Annotated in this window: 15 protein-coding genes and 2 rRNA genes; 15 read left to right on the forward strand and 2 right to left on the reverse strand. The window is 75.1% G+C overall.

Going from position 1 to position 17,602, the window contains the following annotated elements:
* A 23S ribosomal RNA gene (locus GA0070215_RS26265) occupies positions 1-154 on the forward strand; the annotation flags it as partial.
* 79 nt (positions 155-233) lie between these two features.
* Positions 234-350 (forward strand): 5S ribosomal RNA (rrf, locus tag GA0070215_RS26270).
* A 94-nt stretch (positions 351-444) separates the two neighbouring features.
* On the opposite strand, the gene GA0070215_RS26275 is transcribed toward rrf, so the two are convergent.
* A complete protein-coding gene (locus tag GA0070215_RS26275) occupies positions 445-1,998 on the reverse strand; it encodes a hypothetical protein (RefSeq protein WP_141708253.1) in 1,554 nt (517 codons plus the stop codon).
* On the opposite strand from GA0070215_RS26275, the gene GA0070215_RS26280 reads away from it, so the two are divergent.
* Positions 1,975-2,805 carry a Replicase polyprotein 1ab gene (locus GA0070215_RS26280; protein ID WP_091051136.1) on the forward strand — a complete coding sequence of 277 codons (831 nt, stop codon included), beginning with the start codon at positions 1,975-1,977 and terminating at the stop codon, positions 2,803-2,805. The genes GA0070215_RS26275 and GA0070215_RS26280 overlap by 24 nt on opposite strands.
* Positions 2,802-3,872, forward strand: coding sequence for an HAD-IIA family hydrolase (locus GA0070215_RS26285; RefSeq protein WP_091051140.1), 1,071 nt, complete (start codon positions 2,802-2,804; stop codon positions 3,870-3,872). Before GA0070215_RS26280 ends, GA0070215_RS26285 begins: the two co-directional genes overlap by 4 nt.
* Positions 3,873-3,886: 14 nt before the next feature.
* Here the strand turns inward: GA0070215_RS26285 and GA0070215_RS26290 are convergent, their stop codons facing one another.
* Entirely contained in the window at positions 3,887-4,222 is a 336-nt protein-coding gene (locus tag GA0070215_RS26290; protein WP_091051144.1) for an SCP2 sterol-binding domain-containing protein, read from the reverse strand.
* A gap of 111 nt (positions 4,223-4,333) precedes the next feature.
* Here GA0070215_RS26290 and GA0070215_RS26295 point away from each other — a divergent pair, with 111 nt between their 5' ends.
* From GA0070215_RS26295 to GA0070215_RS26345, 11 genes are all read left to right on the forward strand, one after another.
* Positions 4,334-4,987 carry a phasin family protein gene (locus GA0070215_RS26295; protein ID WP_091051147.1) on the forward strand — a complete coding sequence of 218 codons (654 nt, stop codon included), beginning with the start codon at positions 4,334-4,336 and terminating at the stop codon, positions 4,985-4,987.
* Positions 4,984-5,211: a hypothetical protein gene (locus GA0070215_RS26300; RefSeq protein WP_091051151.1), complete on the forward strand. Its 228-nt coding sequence runs from the start codon at positions 4,984-4,986 to the stop codon at positions 5,209-5,211. The genes GA0070215_RS26295 and GA0070215_RS26300 overlap by 4 nt, the downstream gene beginning before the upstream one ends.
* A 21-nt stretch (positions 5,212-5,232) precedes the next feature.
* A complete protein-coding gene (locus GA0070215_RS26305; protein ID WP_091051155.1) occupies positions 5,233-6,081 on the forward strand; it encodes a TlyA family RNA methyltransferase in 849 nt (282 codons plus the stop codon).
* Positions 6,078-6,962: an NAD kinase gene (locus tag GA0070215_RS26310; RefSeq protein ID WP_018788835.1), complete on the forward strand. Its 885-nt coding sequence runs from the start codon at positions 6,078-6,080 to the stop codon at positions 6,960-6,962. The genes GA0070215_RS26305 and GA0070215_RS26310 overlap by 4 nt, the downstream gene beginning before the upstream one ends.
* 190 nt (positions 6,963-7,152) lie before the next feature.
* Positions 7,153-8,910 (forward strand): DNA repair protein RecN, encoded by a 1,758-nt coding sequence (gene recN, locus GA0070215_RS26315; protein WP_018788834.1) that lies wholly within the window; start codon positions 7,153-7,155, stop codon positions 8,908-8,910.
* A gap of 118 nt (positions 8,911-9,028) precedes the next feature.
* Positions 9,029-10,207: a putative cytokinetic ring protein SteA gene (gene steA / locus GA0070215_RS26320; protein WP_026268698.1), complete on the forward strand. Its 1,179-nt coding sequence runs from the start codon at positions 9,029-9,031 to the stop codon at positions 10,205-10,207.
* Positions 10,208-10,234: 27 nt separating this feature from the next.
* Positions 10,235-11,176 carry a copper transporter gene (locus GA0070215_RS26325; RefSeq protein WP_018788832.1) on the forward strand — a complete coding sequence of 314 codons (942 nt, stop codon included), beginning with the start codon at positions 10,235-10,237 and terminating at the stop codon, positions 11,174-11,176.
* Between the two features lie 60 nt (positions 11,177-11,236).
* Complete coding sequence (locus tag GA0070215_RS26330; protein WP_091051159.1) at positions 11,237-12,100, forward strand: hypothetical protein; 864 nt, start codon at positions 11,237-11,239, stop codon at positions 12,098-12,100.
* 1 nt (position 12,101) lies between these two features.
* Positions 12,102-13,799, forward strand: a complete 1,698-nt coding sequence (gene murJ / locus GA0070215_RS26335) for a murein biosynthesis integral membrane protein MurJ (protein WP_091051163.1) — start codon at positions 12,102-12,104, stop codon at positions 13,797-13,799.
* Positions 13,796-14,926, forward strand: a complete 1,131-nt coding sequence (locus GA0070215_RS26340; RefSeq protein ID WP_091051166.1) for a glycosyltransferase family 4 protein — start codon at positions 13,796-13,798, stop codon at positions 14,924-14,926. The genes murJ and GA0070215_RS26340 overlap by 4 nt, the downstream gene beginning before the upstream one ends.
* Positions 14,926-17,319: a hypothetical protein gene (locus GA0070215_RS26345; RefSeq protein ID WP_091051169.1), complete on the forward strand. Its 2,394-nt coding sequence runs from the start codon at positions 14,926-14,928 to the stop codon at positions 17,317-17,319. The genes GA0070215_RS26340 and GA0070215_RS26345 overlap by 1 nt, the downstream gene beginning before the upstream one ends.
* Positions 17,320-17,602: the final 283 nt, after the last annotated feature.

Here is a 17,602-nt window from a genome sequence, read left to right on the forward strand (position 1 = left end):
AAGCATCTAAGCGGGAAGCTCGCTTCAAGATGAGGTATCCCACCCACATTTGTGGGGTAAGGCCCCCAGCTAGACGACTGGGTTGATAGGCCGGAAATGTAAGCCCGGTAACGGGTTCAGTTGACCGGTACTAATAGGCCGAGGACTTGACTACCAAGCTGCTACGCGTCCACTGTGCAACTCTGAACAAACTGCCGCCCGTGTTGTTGGGTTGGTTGACATGTTCATAGAGTTACGGCGGTCATGGCGGAGGGGAAACGCCCGGTCACATTCCGAACCCGGAAGCTAAGCCCTCCAGCGCCGATGGTACTGCACTCGGGAGGGTGTGGGAGAGTAGGACACCGCCGGACAATCTTCCAGTCGAGGGCCGCCCCAGCAGGGGCGGCCCTCGACTGCGTTAGCGTTCTCGGCGGAAACGCCATCAGGAAGGATGTACCCGTGAGCTCAGGACCCCAGGGCGGGGACCGCCCCCGTCGTTACGAGGATCGCGCCGACCGCGGCCAGGGGCGTGGTGACGCCGGCCGCGACGGTCGTCGCGATGACCGTCCCTCGTACCGGGGCGGCCGCGACGACCGCCCGGGCGGCTTCCGTGGTGGCGACCGTGACAGTGGCGCCCGCGGTGGTGACCGCCGCGAGGGCGGCGGCTTCCGTGGTGGCGACCGCGAGGGTGGTTTCCGCGGCGGTGACCGTCGTGAAGGCGGCTTCGGCGGTGGTGACCGTCGTGAAGGCGGTTTCCGTGGTGGTGACCGCGAGGGTGGTTTCCGGAGCGGAGGCCGCGACGGCGGCGACCGTCGCGGAGGCGGGTTCCGTGGTGGCGACCGTGATGGTGGTTTCCGCGGTGGTGACCGTGGTGAGGGTGGCTTCCGTGGTGGTGACCGTCGTGAGGGCGGTGACCGTCGTGAGGGCGGCGGCTTCCGTGGTGGCGACCGTGACAGTGGCTTCCGTGGCGGTGACCGTCGTGAAGGCGGCTTCGGCGGTGACCGTCGTGAAGGCGGCTTCGGCGGCGGCGACCGTCGTGAGGGTGGCTTCCGTGGCGGTGACCGTCGTGAGGGTGGTTTCCGCGGTGGTGACCGTCGTGAGGGCGGTGCCCGTGACAGTGGCGCCCGTGGCGGTGACCGTCGTGAGGGTGGCTTCCGTGGCGGTGACCGTCGTGAGGGTGGCTTCCGTGGCGGTGACCGTCGTGAAGGCGGCTTCGGCGGTGACCGTCGTGAAGGCGGCTTCCGTGGCGGTGACCGTCGTGAAGGCGGCTTCGGCGGTGGTGACCGTCGTGAGGGCGGCGGCTTCCGTGGTGGCGACCGTGAGGGTGGCTTCCGTGGCGGGGAGCGTCGTGAGGGTGGTTTCCGCGGTGGTGACCGTCGCGAGGGTGGCTTCGGCGGTCGTGACCGTCGCGAGGGTGGCTTCCGGAGCGGTGACCGTGAGGGCGGTTTCCGCGGTGGGGATCGTCGTGAAGGCGGCGCCCGTGAGGGTGGCTTCCGTGGTGGCGACCGTGGTGAGGGCGGTTTCCGTGGTGGTGACCGTCGTGAGGGCGGCGCCTTCCGTGGTGGTGACCGCGAGGGTGGCTTCCGCGGCGGCGATCGTCGTGAGGGCGGTTACCAAGGCGGCGGCAATCGCCGGGAGAGCTACGCCGGCGGCGAGCGCCGTGAGGGCGGTTTCCGTGGTGGTGACCGTGAGGGTGGTTTCCGGGGCGGTGACCGTCGTGAGGGTGGTTTCCGTGGCGGGGACCGCGACCGTGGCTTCCGGCGCGACGACCGGCAGCCGGGCGGTTTCCGGGGCGAGCGGGACGGTGAGCGCCGCGGCTACGGCGACCGGCCGGGCGGCGACGACCGCCGGACCGGCAACTACGGCCCGCAGCGGGAGCGCCAGGACGAGCGCGGCGAGGGGCGTACCGGTGAGGCGCCGGAGCTGCCCGACGACGTCGTCGCGAGCGATCTCGACTCGGCCGTCCGGGCGGAGCTGCTCTCCCTCGCCAAGCCGGTGGCGGAGACGGTCGCCCGGCACCTGGTCGCGACCGGTCTGCTGATCGACGACGATCCGGCGCTGGCGCTGGCACACGCCATGGCGGCCCGCCGGCTCGCCTCGCGGATCGCCGCCGTGCGGGAGGCCGTCGGGCTGGCCGCGTACCACGCGGGTGAGTGGCAGAGCGCCATCGCCGAGCTGCGGACGTACCACCGGATGACCGGCCTGCAGAGCCACCTGGCGGTGCTGGCCGACTGCGAGCGGGCGCTGGGCCGACCGGAGCGGGCCATCGACCTGTTCCGCGGCGCGGACCGGGACAAGCTCGACCAGGCCGTCGCGATCGAGCTGCTGATCGTGGCCGCCGGGGCGCGCGGTGACCTCGGGCAGAAGGACGCCGCGGTGGCGATGCTCCAGGTCCGCGAGCTGACCGGCGACTCCACCGAGCCGTGGGCGGCGCGGCTGCGCTACGCGTACGCGGACGCCCTGCTGGCGGTGGACCGGCGCGAGGAGGCACGGGAGTGGTTCTCCCGGGCCGCCGACGTCGACTCCGAGGGGGAGACCGACGCCGCCGAGCGGCTGCTGGAGCTGGACGGCGTGGTCATCGAGGGCGACGACGAGCCGGAGGACGACGCGGACACGTCCAAGGCGTCGGCCGAGAACGGTGACGGTGACGGTGACGACGATGACGACGACGACGGTGACGACGACGCACCGCTGAGCGGTGACGACGACACCTCGGGCACCGACAAGGACGCGCCGGTCACCGACGCCACCCCGGCAGACGACGCCGACCGGCCCGCGCCGGGCGACGCCGCGGCCGGCGAGGGCGAGGCGGCGGAGCGCCGATGACCGGGAACGCCGGTGACACCGCCTCCGGCGCGGATCGGGGAGGACCCGACCGCGCCGGAGCGGGCGGTCGGCTGGTCGACGCGTACTCGCTCGTCGTCTTCGACCTGGACGGCGTCATCTACCTGATCGATCGGCCCATTCCCGGCGCGGTCGAGGCGGTCGGTCGGCTGCACGCCGAGGGGCGCGCGGTCGCGTACGCGACGAACAACGCGTCCCGCCGCTCCAGCGAGGTCGCCGACCTGCTCACCGGCATGGGCGTTGCGGCCCGGCCGGCGGAGGTGCTCACCTCCGCGGCCGCCACCGCCGAACTGCTCCGCGACCGGCTGCCGGAGGGCGCACCAGTGCTCGTCGTCGGCGCCGAGGCGCTGCGCGCGGAACTGCGCGCGGTGGGCCTGCGGCCGGTGTCCACGGCCGACGAGGAGCCCGCCGCGGTGGCCCAGGGCTACGGCCCGCAGGTCGGCTGGTCCGACCTGGCCGAGGCGTCCCTCGCGGTACGGGCGGGCGCCCCCTGGTACGCCACGAACACCGACCGCACGCTGCCCAGCCCGCGCGGCCCGCTGCCGGGCAACGGCTCACTCGTCGCGGTGCTGCGGACCGCTCTCGGCCGCGACCCGGACGTGGTGGTGGGCAAGCCGGAGCCGGCGCTGTTCACCACCGCCGCGCGGCGGGCCGGGACCGGGCGCACGCTCGTGGTGGGCGACCGGCTGGACACCGACATCGAGGGCGCCCGCCGGGCTGGGCTGGACAGCCTGCTGGTGCTCACCGGGGTCAGTGACGCCGCCGAACTGCTGGCCGCGCCCGAGGAGCGCCGTCCCGCGTACGTCTCGTTCGACCTGGCGGGCCTGTTCGACCCGGCGGCGGTGGTGGCGGTGCCGGGCCGGGCGTCCGGCGGCGGCTGGTCGGTGACGCGGGCCGGCGCGGACCTCGTGCTCGACGGCGCGGGACCGCCCCTGGAGGCCCTCGCGGCGCTCTGCGCGACGGCCTGGTCGACGGCGGCCGGCCCGCGCGTACGGGCGCAGTCCCCGGCGGCGGAGGAGGCCCTCGCCGCGTTCGGTCTCGACGACTGAGGCAGCCGGACCGCTCAGAGCAGCTTGCGGAGCTTCATCAGGTCGAACGGGTTCGCCTTGATCGAGACCCGCCGGGAGGCCACCGCCGACATGACGTCGAGCCGGCCGTGCACCAGTGCGACGAGGTCGTCGCTGCCGATGCTCAGCGCGATCTTCGCCTTCGGGTCGTCGCCGTCGGCCAGGTCGACCAACCGGCCACCCTCCAGCCGCCCGTGGAACGCGGTGCCGAGGTCGGTGATCCGGCAGGCCAGGGTGCGGTCGAGGTCGATGCGTTCCTGTGCCTCGGCGTTGCGGTCCAGCCGCGTGGCCAGGTCCTGCAACGCCTGCCGACACTCGTCCACGCTGGCCACATCGTCTCCTCACCACGAACCACGCCGTTCCCGGCACCGTACCGCAATGGGGCGTCCGGGGTGCCCGGTAGCGTGGCACCTGCACACCTCGCCCCGCGGAAGGACTCAGGCATGCAGGACGCGTGGCGCGCCTACCTCGAGCTGGCCATGGGCCTGACGGAGGCGCCCCGGAAGAAGGCACAGGACGCGGTCATGCGCGTCGTCGGCCAGGGCGGCGCGACCGCCGCCCAGCTCCAGACGCTCGCCGAGGAACTGGTCGCGACCGGCCTGGCGAACCGGGAGTCGCTGACGAAGCTGGTCCGCTTCGAGGTGGATCGGGCGTTGGGCGCGGTCGGGCTGGCCACCGCCGACGAGGTCGCCGAGCTGACCCGCCGGGTGCGCGACCTGGAGCGGCAGCTGCGCGAGGCGCGCGGCCACCTCGGGCCGGGCGACACGCCGTCCACCGGATCGTCCGAGCCCGCCGCCGCACCGTCCGGCGCAGCCGTGGCGGCGTCCGGCTCGGCGACGCCGCGGACCGAGCCGTCCGGGACCGAGCCGCCGAAGGCCGCGCCTTCGGGGGCCGGGCAGCCGAGCACCGGGACGTCCGCCGCCGAGTCCGCGCCCGCGACGACGCCGACGAAGGCGGTGGCGAAGAAGACGGTGGCCAAGAAGGCGATCGCCAAGAAGCCGCCCGCCACCGTGGCCCGTACCCCTGCCGACGGCTCGCCCGCCGCGCCCGCCCGGCCGGCGAGGAGAACCACCGGGCGCCGGGCGGCCGGCTCGTGACCGCGTCCCGGCCCGGCCCGCCGCCGGGCCCGCGGCCCGGACCGCCCTCGGGGATACGCCCCGCGCCGGTCGATGAGGTCGGCGAGGCGCGGCACCCGGCGGTCGACGCCGCCGTGCTCGGCATGGCAAACGCCGAGGCGCTCGCCCCGGCCGACCAGATCGCCCAGTACGAGGCGGCGTACGAGACGCTGCGCGAGACCCTCGCCACCATCGACCAGGCCTGAGCAGAGGCGGAGAGACACCTGATGGCTCGTCGTACCCGGCTGGACGCCGAACTGGTCCGGCGCGGGCTGGCCCGCTCCCGGGAGCAGGCCGCCGCGCTCGTCGAGGCCGGTCGCGTCCAGCTGCGCGGAGTGCGGGCGCGCAAGCCCGCGGCGATGGTCGACCCGGCCGACCCGCTGCTGGTCACCGGCGAGGATCCGGCGCAGGAGTACGTCTCCCGGGGTGGCCACAAGCTGGCCGGAGCGCTCGCCGCGTTCGCCCCCGGCGGGCTGACCGTGGCCGGCCGGCGCTGCCTGGACGCGGGCGCGTCGACCGGCGGGTTCACCGACGTGCTGCTGCGCGGCGGCGCCGCCGAGGTGGTCGCCGTGGACGTCGGTTACGGGCAGCTCGCCTGGTCGCTGCGGACCGACGAGCGGGTCCGGGTGTTCGAGCGCACGAACGTGCGTACCCTGACGCCGGAGGCGATCGGTGGCCCGGTCGACCTGACGGTGGCCGACCTGTCGTTCATCTCGCTGCGGCTGGTGCTGCCCGCGCTGGCCGCGTGCACCGGGCCCGGCGGTGACCTGGCGCTGATGGTCAAGCCGCAGTTCGAGGTCGGCAAGGAGCGGGTCGGCGCCGGCGGTGTGGTCCGCGACCCGGCACTGCGGGCCGAGGCGGTGCTCGACGTGGCCACGGCCGCCGCCGGGCTGGGCCTCGGCCTGGCCGGCGTGGCGGCCAGCCCGCTGCCCGGGCCGAGCGGCAACGTCGAGTTCTTCGTATGGTTGCGCGGGGGCGCGCCCGCCGCCGATCCGGAGCGGGTCCGCGCGGTCGTGGCCGCCGGCCCGCAGGGCGCCGCCGCGACGGCGGCCACGACCGAGGAGGTGTCCGGGTGAGCCGTACCGCGCTGCTGGTCACGCACACCGGCCGTCGACGCAGCACCGAGCACGCCCGCGCGGTGGCCGCCGACCTGATCGCCGCCGGGTTCGAGGTTCGGGTGGTGGCCGAGGAGGCCGACGACCTGGATCTGCCGGGCGTGGTGCCGGTGACCGGCCCGGAGGCCGCCGAGGGCGCCGAGATCGTGTTCGCGCTCGGCGGGGACGGCACGTTCCTGCGCGCCGCCGAGCTGGCCCGCCCGGCCAAGGCGCCGCTGCTCGGCATCAACCTGGGCAAGGTCGGCTTCCTCGCCGAGGCCGAGATCGACGACCTGGACACCGCCGTGCGGGACGTGGTCGACCGCAACTACACGGTGGACGAACGGCTCACCCTCGACGTCACCGCCGAGTTCGAGGGCGGGCCGACCATCGAGTCGTGGGCGCTCAACGAGATCAGCGTGGAGAAGGGCGAACGCGCCCAGATGCTGGAGCTGCTCGTCGACGTGGACGGCCGGCCGCTGTCCCGGTACGGCTGCGACGGCGTGGTCTGCGCGACCCCCACCGGCTCGACCGCATACGCGTTCTCCGGCGGCGGGCCGGTGGTCTGGCCCGAGGTGGAGGCGCTGCTGCTGGTGCCGATCAGCGCGCACGCCCTGTTCAGCCGCCCGCTGGTGACCGCGCCCACGTCGACGTTCGTCATCACCGTCGACCCGTTCACCACCCTGGCGGTGCTGTGCTGCGACGGGCGGCGCGTCTACGACCTGCCGCCCGGCGCCCGGGTCACGGTGCGCCGGGGCACGCTGCCGGTGCGCATCGTGCGCCTGCGGGCACGCCCGTTCACCGACCGGCTGGTGGCCAAGTTCGACCTTCCCGTCCAGGGCTGGCGGGGCAACCGGCGCTGACCTGCGGCTCGGCGGAAAGCTCCGTTCGGTCCAGCGGCCCCGGCGCTCGCGCGCGTTACGGTGAGCGTACGGGTCGCGACGAGGTGAGTCCGGGCGCGGCGGTGAGGCCCGCCGCTTCCCGGGCGCGGCCAGCGGCGGCTCGCCCGGCCGGCTGGTCAACTGTCACACGGCGGGGCTACTGTCGGGTGCTGTGCTGGAAGAGCTGCGCATCACCGGACTGGGCGTCATCGAGGACACGACGCTGCCGCTGGCCGCGGGGATGAACGTCATCACCGGCGAGACCGGCGCCGGCAAGACCATGGTGGTGACCGGCCTCGGCCTGCTCTTCGGCGGCCGTGCCGACGCCGGCCGGGTGCGCGCCCAGCCGGGCCGCGCGGCGGTGGAGGGCCGGCTGCGCCTGAGTGGACGGGCGGCCGAGGCGGTGCACGCCCGCATCCTCGACGCCGGTGGCGAGCCCGACGAGGACGGCTCGCTGCTGCTGAGCCGCACCGTGACCATCGAGGGCCGCTCCCGGGCGCACCTGGGCGGGCGCGCCATGCCGGTGTCCACGCTCGGCGAGGTCGGCGAGCAGGTGCTGGCTGTGCACGGCCAGTCCGACCAGTTGCGGTTGCTGCGCCCGGCCGAGCAGCGCGCCTCACTCGACCGGTTCGCCGGGCCGGAGCACGAGAAGCTGCTGGACGCGCTGCGCGAGACGTACGCCCGGTGGCGTACCGTCGTCGACGACCTGGCCGACCGGCGGCGCAACGCCCGCGAGCGCAACCAGGAGGCCGACCTGCTGCGCCTTGGCCTGGACGAGATCACCCGGGTCGATCCGCAGCCGGGGGAGGACGACGACCTGAAGGCCGAGGCGCAGCGGCTGGAGCACGCCGAGGGGCTGCGTACCGCCGCGCAGGTGGCGCAGCAGTGCGTGGCCGGCGGCGTCGAGGCGACCGACGAGACGCCGGACGCGACGGCGCTGCTGGGCACCGCGCGCCGTACGCTGGAGGCGCAGGCCGGCACCGACCCGGCGCTGGGTGAGCTGGCGGGCCGGCTGGAGGAGGCGGCCACCCTCGTCACCGACGTGGCCGCGGAGCTGTCGACCTACCTGGCCGCCCTGGACGCCGACCCGGCCCGCCTGCAGACCGTCTACGAGCGGCGGGCCGCGCTGCGCGCGCTCACCCGCAAGTACGCCGACGACGTCGACGGCGTGGTGGCGTGGGCCGAGCGGGCCCGGACCCGGCTGTCCGATCTGGACACCTCCGACGAACTGCTGGACGAGCTGGACCGCGAGGCGACCCGGCTCGCCGGTGAGGTGGCCGACCTCGCCGGCCGGGTCTCGGCGTCCCGCCGGGAGGCGGCGGTCCGCTTCGCCGAGGAGGTGACGGCCGAGCTGGCCGGGCTGGCCATGCCGCACGCCCGCATCGAGGTGGCGGTGCTGCCGCGCCCGGTGGGCCGGTCCGAGCCGAGCCTGCCGGTGAACGGCGTCGAGACCGGCGTCGGCGCGGACGGCGCCGACGAGGTGGAGCTGCGGCTGCTGGCACACCCGGGCGCGCCGGCGCTGCCGTTGCAGAAGGGCGCCTCCGGTGGCGAGCTGTCCCGGGTGATGCTCGCCATCGAGGTGGTCTTCGCCGGCTCCGGCGGCCCGCCCACGCTGGTGTTCGACGAGGTCGACGCCGGCGTCGGCGGTCAGGCCGCGGTGGAGATCGGCCGCCGGCTGGCCCGGCTGGCCCGCAGCCACCAGGTGCTCGTGGTCACGCACCTGCCGCAGGTCGCCGCGTTCGCCGACCGGCACCTGGTGGTGGCCAAGGACACCGGGGGAGCGGTCACCACGAGCGGGGTGCGCGTGGTGGAGGACACCGAGCGTGCCCGGGAGCTGGCCCGGATGCTCGCCGGTTTGCCGGACTCGGATCTGGGTATCGCCCACGCCGAGGAGCTCCTGGCGGTGGCGGCCAAGGAAAGGCGTCCGTGATACCCCGATTGTGAGCGCAAGCACACCGGCACGCGTTCCGGTGTGCTTCCCTGGGTAGGCGGCCCTGCTCAGGCATGTCGCGACAGCAAAACCTGCCTCACATGCCAGGATGGTCACGATGCGTCTACCCACACTGCGCCGGAGCCGGAACCCGGAGCCGGGCTCCATCGTCGGCACCGCGCGCCTCGACCGCCGGACGAAACGGCTGGTCGGGCGGCTGCGACCCGGCGACATCGCGGTCATCGACCACGTCGACCTGGACCGGGTGGCGGCCGACTCGCTCGTCGCGGTGGGTGTGGCGGCTGTCCTCAACGCCAAGCCGTCGGTCTCCGGCCGCTATCCCAACCTCGGCCCGGAGGTGCTGATCTCGGCCGGCATCCCGCTGCTGGACGATCTCGGCGAGAGCGTCTTCGAGCACGTCCGCGAGGGCGACCGGGTGCGGATCGAGGGCAACACCGTCCTCGTCGGTGACGAGCCGGTCGCGCACGGCTCGCTGCAGGACGCCGAGACCGTCGCCAAGTCGATGGCCGACGCCCGGGAGGGCCTGTCGGTGCAGTTGGAGGCGTTCGCCGCCAACACGATGGACTACCTGCGCCAGGAACGCGACCTGCTGCTCGACGGCGTCGGCGTGCCGGAGATCCAGACCCAGATCCAGGGCCGGCACTGCCTGATCGTGGTGCGCGGCTACGACTACAAGGCCGACCTGGACGTGCTGCGCCCGTACATCAGGGAGTTCAAGCCGGTGCTGATCGGCGTCGACGGCGGAGCCGACGCGCTGGTCGAGGCGGGTTACACCCCAGACATGATCATCGGGGACATGGACTCGGTCACCGACGACGTGCTGCGCTGCGGCGCCGAGGTTATCGTGCACGCCTACCCGGACGGACGGGCGCCGGGCCTGGCCCGGGTCAACGGGCTCGGCGTACCGGCGATCACCTTCCCGGCGGCGGCCACCAGCGAGGACCTGGCCATGCTGCTGGCCGACGAGAAGGGCGCCTCGCTGCTGGTGGCCGTCGGCACGCACGCCACCCTGGTGGAGTTCCTCGACAAGGGGCGCGGCGGCATGGCGTCGACGTTCCTGACCCGCCTGAAGGTGGGCGGCAAGCTGGTCGACGCCAAGGGCGTCAGCCGGCTCTACCGGCAGAGCATCTCCGGGTCGTCGCTGCTGCTGCTCGTCCTGTCGGCGGTGGCCGCGATGGCCTCCGCGGTGGCGGTCTCCACCGTCGGGAAGGCGTATCTGGGCGTGGTCTCCGAATGGTGGGACAATTTTGTGTTCCAGCTCGGCCAGCTCTTCTAGCTCCCCGACGATCAAGAGGCTCTAAGCGTGATCAACTTTCGCTACCACGTGGTGTCCCTGACCGCGGTGTTCCTGGCGCTGGCGATCGGCCTGGTGGTCGGCACAGCCGCCCTCAACGGTCCGGTCGCCGACTCGCTCCGGGAGAACGTCAACGGCTTGCGCAAGGACAACTCGCTGATGCGCCAGTCGGTCAACAGCATGCAGAAGCAGCTGGAGACCGAGGAGGACTTCGCCGCGGAGATGGCCCAGCTCGTCCTGCCCGGCAAGCTGACCGGTCGCCGGGTGCTGGTGCTCACCCTGCCCAGCGGCCGGGACCAGGCCGAGGGCGTGGTGAAGATGCTCCAGACCGCCGGCGCCGACGTCACCGGCCGCATCGACGTGCAGGACAAGTTCGTCAACCCGGACAGCAACAACAACCTGCTGGAACTGGCGGTCACCGCGGCCCGGCCGAACAGCGCCCCCACCGGCAACCTGCCCGGCAACGGGCACGGCGTGGAGACCTCCAGCGCGCTGCTGGCCAACGTGCTGGTGGACCGCCCGGCCGAGAGCCCGCCGGTCAGCGACGCCGACCGGCGCGCCGTGCTGGAGCAGTACGCCACCGCCGGATACCTCACCCCGGCGGACCGGATCTCCACCGCCGCCGAGGCGGTGGTGATGGTCACCGGCCAGCCGTACGTGGACAAGGACTCGGCGAAGAAGGACGAGTCGGTGGTCAAGATCGCCGAGCAGTTCGACCGGGCCGGCGCGCTGGTGGTCGCCGGCATGGGCTCGACCGGCGGGAACCTGGTCTCCGTGGTCCGCGACGACCCGGTGCTGTCGCAGACCATCTCCACCGTCGACAACGCCAACACCGTGCAGGGCCAGCTGGTCACCAGCCTCGCCCTGGCGCAGCAGCTCACCGACAAGAAGACCGGCCAGTACGGCGTGGGCGACAACGCCGCCGCCCGGGTGCCTACACTGCCCCGGTGACCGCGGCGGGCCGCCCGGTCCGTCCCGCGTCGCGTTCGAAGTCCGGATCGAGGAGGTCCCGTGAGACTGGGTCGGCTGCTCGCAGTGGGCGCGGGAGCGCTGGCCGCCCGCTACGCGCTGCGCCAGACGCGCACGTCGCCGGGCGGTCCGGCGCTGGAGCGCACCAACTACCGGGGCCGTACCGTGACCCTGGCCGCCGGGCCGGCCCTGGCCGTCGGCGCGGCGACCGGGGCCGCGTTGGGTGCCGGTAGCGCCCCGGCCGGCGCCGCGGCTCTCGTCGCCGGGCTCGGCGCGGGCGCGGTCGGCCTCTACGACGACGTGGTCGGCGCGCGCCCCGAACAGAAGGCCGCCAAGGGGTTCGCCGGGCACCTCGCCGCGCTGCGCGAGGGGCAGGTGACCGCCGGGATGGTCAAGGTCGCCGGGGTGGGCGTGGCCGGGCTGGGTGCCGCGGCGCTGCTCGCCGCCGACCGGCGGGTCGCCGCACACCCGCGCCGCAGGCGGGCCGGGGCGTTCGGCCGTGGGTTAGACGTGCTGCTCGGGGCCGGTGTGGTGGCCGGCACCGCCAACCTGGTCAACCTGCTCGACCTGCGGCCCGGCCGGGCGTTGAAGTCCGGCATGCTGCTCGGCGTGCCGCTGACCACCGGCCCGTACGGCGGCGTCGCGGCGGGCGCGGTGGGAGCCTCGGCCGCGCTGTTCGGCGACGACCTCGGCGAGCGGGTGATGGTGGGCGACAGTGGCGCCAACGCGCTCGGCGCGCTGCTCGGGGTGAGCCTGGCCGCACGTACCGGACCGCTGGGCCGGGCCGGTGTGCTGGCCGTGCTCGCCGCGCTCACCGCGGCCAGCGAGAAGGTCAGCTTCACCCAGGTCATCGCGTCCACGCCGGGGCTGCGGCACCTCGACGAGCTGGGCCGGCTCCCGGACTGACGTGACGAAACCGGCTCCTCTCGCCGCCGCCGGCCGGGTCGCCGGGGCGGCCGCCCTCATCGCCGTCCTCACCGTCCTCAGCCGGCTCGCCGGCTTCGGCCGTACCGCCGTGTTCACCTGGATGCTGGGCCCCACCGACCTCGGTGGCGCCTACCTGGTGGCGAACTACGTCCCGAACTTCATCTTCGAGATCGTCGCCGGTGGGGCGCTCGCCAGTCTCGTCGTACCGCTGCTGGCCGGCGCCGTCGAGGCGGGTGACCGGCGCGCGGTGGCCGCCACCACCGGCGCGCTGCTGACCTGGACGCTGAGCCTGCTGGTGCCGCTGGCGGTGCTGCTGGCGGTGTTCGCCGACCCGCTGCCCGGCCTGGTCGGAAACGGTCTCAGCGAGGCCCAGCAGGCATCAGGCGCGCGGATGCTGCGGGTCTTCGCGCCGCAGTTGCCGCTGTACGGGGTGGGGATCGTGCTGACCGGTGTGCTCCAGGCGCACCGCCGCTTCGCCTGGCCGGTGATCGCGCCGCTGCTGTCCAGCGTCACGGTCATCGCCGTCTACCTCGGTTTCACCGCCGCGCAGGGGCGACTGGCCACGATCGGGGAGGCCGGGCGCGGCGGCGAGCTGTTGCTGTCGGCCGGCACCACGCTCGGCGTGGTGGTGCTCTCGCTGTCGCTGCTGATCCCGGTACGCCGGCTGCGGCTGCGGATCCGGCCGGGCTTCCGGTTCCCGGCCGACGCGCGGGCCCGGGTCGGCCCTCTGGTGGTCGCCGGGGCGGTCACGGTGGCCGCCCAGCAGATCGCCCTGGTGGTCGCGCTCAACCAGGTCACCTACGGCCGCACCGCCGACGTCAGCGTCTACAACCTCGCCCAGACCGTCTACTTCCTGCCCTGGGCGGTGCTGGCCGTGCCGCTCGCGGTGGCCGCGTACCCGACGCTCGTGGCGGCCCGGGCCACCGGCGACGAGCGCGCCTACCGCCAGACCCTGGCCCCGGCGGTACGCGGCGTCGTGCTGCTCAGCCTGCTGGGTGCCGCCGCGCTCGCCGGCACCGCGATCCCGGTCGGGCACTTCTTCTTCGCCGACCCCGTCGACGCCCGCACCGCCGCGGCCGGGATCGCCGGTTTCGCGCCCGGCCTGGTCGGCTACGGGCTGTTCGCGGTGCTCAGCCGCGCGCTCTACGCCCGGGGCGAGACCCGCGCGGCCACCGTCGCCACCGCGCTCGGCTGGCTCAGCGTGCCCGCGCTGGCCGTGGTGTCCGCGCAGGTGGCGCCGCTGGCCGACCGGGTGCTCGCGGTGACGCTGGCGAACTCGGCCGGCATGCTGCTGCTCGGCGTGCTGCTGATCGCCGCGGTCCGGCGGGCCGCGGGTGGCGAGGCGCTGGCCGGTGCCGGCCGGGCCGGAGCCGCCGGACTGCTCGCGGCAGTCGTCGCCGGAGCCGGCGGGGCGGCCGTCGCGGCGGGACTCGCCGGGCTCGGTGACGGCACCCCGACGACACCGTGGGCCCTCGCGCAGGGCATGCTGTCCGGGGTCGTGGTCGGTGTCCTGTTCCTCGCCGTCGCCTGGCTGACCGACGCCCGCGACCTGCGGCCGCTGCTCGCGACCGTGACCCGCCGGCTACGCCGGCGACGCCCGGCCGGCGGGGACGACGGCCCGCCGGCGCAGCAGCACCCCGGCGAGCGGGGTGACGGAAGGGAGACCGTTTCCTCATGACGGACGCCTCGCCGGCACCGCGCTGGCCCGGGTCGGTGGCCCTGGTGCTCGCCTCCAGCACCGGCGGGGTCGGGCAGCACGTGCGCTCGATCACCCGAGGGCTCACCGAGGCCGGCGCGTCGGTGCTGGTCTGCGGCCCGGCCGCCACCGAGGAACAGTTCGACTTCACCGCCGCCGGGGCCCGGTTCACGCCGGTGGAGATCCCGGCCAGCCCCACGCCGGGCGACGCGCGCGCGGTCACCGCGCTGCGCCGGGCGCTCACGGACACGCCCGTCGACGTGGTGCACGCGCACGGGTTGCGCGCCGGCCTGGTCGCCGCGCTCGCCCGTCCCGCCGCGCCGCTGGTCGTCACCTGGCACAACGCGGTCCTCGCCGGTGGCCTGCGCGGCGCGGTGTCCCGGCTGGTCGAGCGGGTCGTCGCCCGGTCCGTGCGGGTCGCCCTGGGTGCCTCCGCCGACCTGGTCGACCGCGCCGCCGCGCTCGGTGCCGCCGACGCCCGCCTCGCTCCGGTCGCGGCGCCGGCGCTGCCCGCGCCGCGCCGCCGCCGCACGGCGGTACGCGCCGAGTTCGCCGCCGCCGACCAGCAGTTGATCCTCTCGGTGGGCCGGCTGCACCCGCAGAAGCGGTACGACGTGCTGATCGACGCCGCCGCCCGCTGGCGGAACCGTACCCCCGCCCCGCTCGTGGTGATCGCCGGCAGCGGCCCGGCGTACCTGCCGCTGGCCGCCCGGATCTCGGCCGCCCGCGCGCCGGTGACACTGGTCGGGCACCGTACCGACGTGGCGGACCTGCTGGGCGCCGCCGACCTGGCGGTGGTGACGAGCGACTGGGAGGCCCGCCAGTTGTTCGCGCAGGAGGCGCTGCGGGCGGGCGTACCGCTCGTCGCGACCGACGTCGGTGGGCTGCCGGACCTGGTCGGTGACGCGGCCGTGCTGGTGCCGCCCGGCGACGTGGACGCCGTCGACGCGGCCGTGCGCGACCTGCTCGACGACCCGGTGCGCCGGGCCGACCTGGGCCGCCGCGGCCTGGCCCGGGCCGCGACCTGGCCCACCGAGGCGGACACCGTGGCCGCACTCGCCGGCCTCTACGCCGAGCTGACACCGCAGCTCTCGACGGGGAACCGCTGATGCTGCGCAGACTGACCCCGGTGCTGCTGACCCTGGTCGTGGTGGTGCTGGGCGTCGCCGCGCTCTCCGCCCGGCCGGATGACGGCTCGACCCGGCCGAACGCCGACTTCGTGGTGCTCGTCGGCGCGGCGGGCCTGCGGTGGGACGACGTCGACCCGGAGAACACGCCGACGCTGTGGCGGATGGCCGAGCAGGGCGCGATCGGGTCGCTGTCGGTACGCTCCGCGCACCGCCCCACCTGCCCGGTCGACGGCTGGCTCACGGTGGGCGCGGGGAACTTCGCCGCCTGGCCCGGCGCCCGGCCGGGCGGCGGCTGCCCGGCCAGCGGGGTCACCGTCGAGCGGCCCGACGCCATCGGCGCGAACCTGCCCGACCAGCCGAGCGCTGTGGCGCACAACCAGGAGCAGTTGTCCTGGGGCGCGACGCCCGGCGCGCTGGCCGAGTCGGTGCGCTGCTCGGTGGCGGTCGGGCCGGGTGCCGCCGTGGCCGCGGCCCGCCCGTTCGGCCGGGTCGACAGGTACGCCCCGTCGCTCCCCGAGAACCCGGCGGAACTGCTCGGCTCCTGCGTGCTGAGCATCGTCGACGTCGGCACCGTCGACGACGACGACCCGGCCGTACGGGCCGCCCAGGCGCGGGAGGCCGACGCCCGGCTGGCCCGGGTGCTCGCCGCCCGGCCGCCGCGTTCGCTGGTGCTCGTCGCCGGCGTCTCCGACACCGACTCTCCGGCGCGGCTGCACGTCGCGGTCGCCGACGGCCCCGGCTGGGAGGGCGGCTGGCTGACCTCGCCCAGCACCGCCCGGTCCGGCTACCTGCAACTGATCGACCTGGCCCCGACCGTGCTCGCCGTGCTCGACAAGCCGATGCCGGACCGGGCGTTCCTCGGCCGGCCCGCGGTGACTGTCGACGACCGGCCGGACGACCTGCGGGCCGCGATCGAGGCGCCGGCCGACGCGGACCGGGAGGCCGCCGCCCAGCGCCGCGTCGCCGGCTGGTTCTTCACGTTGCTGGCCGCCGCCCAGCTCGCCCTCGCGGTGGCGGTGCTGCCGCTGCTGCGCCGGGCCCGCCGGCTCGCCGGTCCGCACGGGCCGGAACCGGTGTCCCGGCGGATCGTCGCGGCGGTGGAGCTGCTGCTGGTCGCCGCCGCGCTCGCGGTGCCCGCCGCGTTGCTCGCCGACGCCGTGCCCTGGTGGCGCGGCGACCACGCCGGCCTCTGGTACGCCTCGGTGACCGCGCTGCTCGTTCTCGCCGGCACCGCAGCGGTCCGGTTCAGTCCCGGGTACGAGCGCACGCTCGGCCCGCTCGGGGCCGTTGCCGGGCTGGCCACGCTCGTGGTCGGCGTGGACGTGCTCACCGGCTCCCGGTTGCAGCTCAACGGGGTGGTCGGCTACTCGGCGCTGGAGGGCGGCCGGTACGCCGGGCTCGGCACCGTCGGGCTGGGCGTGTTCGTCGCCGGGGCGCTGTTGTGCGGAGGCTGGCTCGCCCAGCGGTTCCGCCGGGGCTGGCGGCCGATGGTGATGGTGACGGTCGGCGGGCTCGCGGTGGTGATCGTGGGCAGCCCGTACCTGGGCGCCGACTCGATCGGCGCGATCGCGCTCACCGCCGGGGTCAGCGTGGCGGCCGCGATCTGCAGCGGCGGCTGGCTCACGGTGAGCCGGCTGGCCTGGGCCACCATGGCCGCGCTGGCGGTGACCGTCGGCTTCGCCCTGGTCGACCTCGGCCGTCCGGCGGCGGAGCGGGGCAGCCTGGGCCGCTTCCTGGCGGCGCTCGGTGACGGCACCGGCGGGCTGACCGTGCACCGGTCCAGCAGCTCCAACATCCAGACGCTGGTGAACAGCCCGTTGACCGTGCTGGCCCTGGCCGGGGCCGCGTTGGTCTGGCTCGCGTTGCTCCAGCCGTGGGGCGGCCTGATGCGGCTGTTCGGCATCTACCCGGCGATCCGGGCGGCGATGGCCGGCACCGGTGTGGCCGTCGGGCTGGGCGGTGTGCTCAGCGGGTCGGCGCTGGACGTGGCCGGTGCGGCGGCGGCCCTCGTGGTGCCGATGGCGGCCCTGGCGGCGCTGCGGGTGCTCGACCACTCCACCGACCGCACGGTGCCCGACAGCGGGCGTGGCGGCGGCGAGACGGGCGTGGTGCCACCGGGTGGCCCGGACACCTCCTCCAGGGGCGGCGCGGCCGGCGACGGCCCGGCCGCTCACGGTGCGGGTGGTGGTCGGTCGGCCGCCGACGGCCCGGCCACCGACGGTGCGGGCGACCCGGGGGAGACCGAGGAACCGGACGAACCGGACCGGCCGGACTGCGCGGGCAAGGAAACGCCGGACGGGTCGCGCGCCGATGCCGGCGTGCGGGTTCCCGCACAGCCGACCCGACCGTCCTCGGACCTTCCTGCCCGCTGACCCCGTCCGCGTGCCCGCCGGGCCTGCCGCCTCCGCCAGGTCGGGTAGGTGGCGGGGTCGAGGCCCGGTGGAGGGCACCGCATCGGCGAGCTGGTGTCGATCAAGGGCCCGGACCCGGCCCGCAGGAGCGCCACGGGAACCCGCGGGAGGGCCGGATACGGTCTCACGTGCGCCGACAGCGGGTGCGACGCCGGCTCACGGTCCGGATGGTGTTACCGTGGAATCCCGTGGATCGCGTGATCACTCTGCTGATCGGCACGGCGGTTCGCACGACCGCTACGGA

The sequence above is a fragment of the Micromonospora marina genome, assembly GCF_900091565.1.
Taxonomy (GTDB): Bacteria; Actinomycetota; Actinomycetes; order Mycobacteriales; family Micromonosporaceae; genus Micromonospora; species Micromonospora marina.

Bases quoted from the DNA above. Each gene is read 5' to 3' on its own strand.
- GA0070215_RS26285 (WP_091051140.1), top strand. From the start codon at position 2,802: ATGACCGGGAACGCCGGTGACACCGCCTCCGGCGCGGATCGGGGAGGA.
- GA0070215_RS26295 (WP_091051147.1), top strand. From the start codon at position 4,334: ATGCAGGACGCGTGGCGCGCCTACCTCGAGCTGGCCATGGGCCTGACG.
- GA0070215_RS26305 (WP_091051155.1), top strand. From the start codon at position 5,233: ATGGCTCGTCGTACCCGGCTGGACGCCGAACTGGTCCGGCGCGGGCTG.
- steA (WP_026268698.1), top strand. From the start codon at position 9,029: ATGCGTCTACCCACACTGCGCCGGAGCCGGAACCCGGAGCCGGGCTCC.
- GA0070215_RS26340 (WP_091051166.1), top strand. From the start codon at position 13,796: ATGACGGACGCCTCGCCGGCACCGCGCTGGCCCGGGTCGGTGGCCCTG.
- GA0070215_RS26345 (WP_091051169.1), top strand. From the start codon at position 14,926: ATGCTGCGCAGACTGACCCCGGTGCTGCTGACCCTGGTCGTGGTGGTG.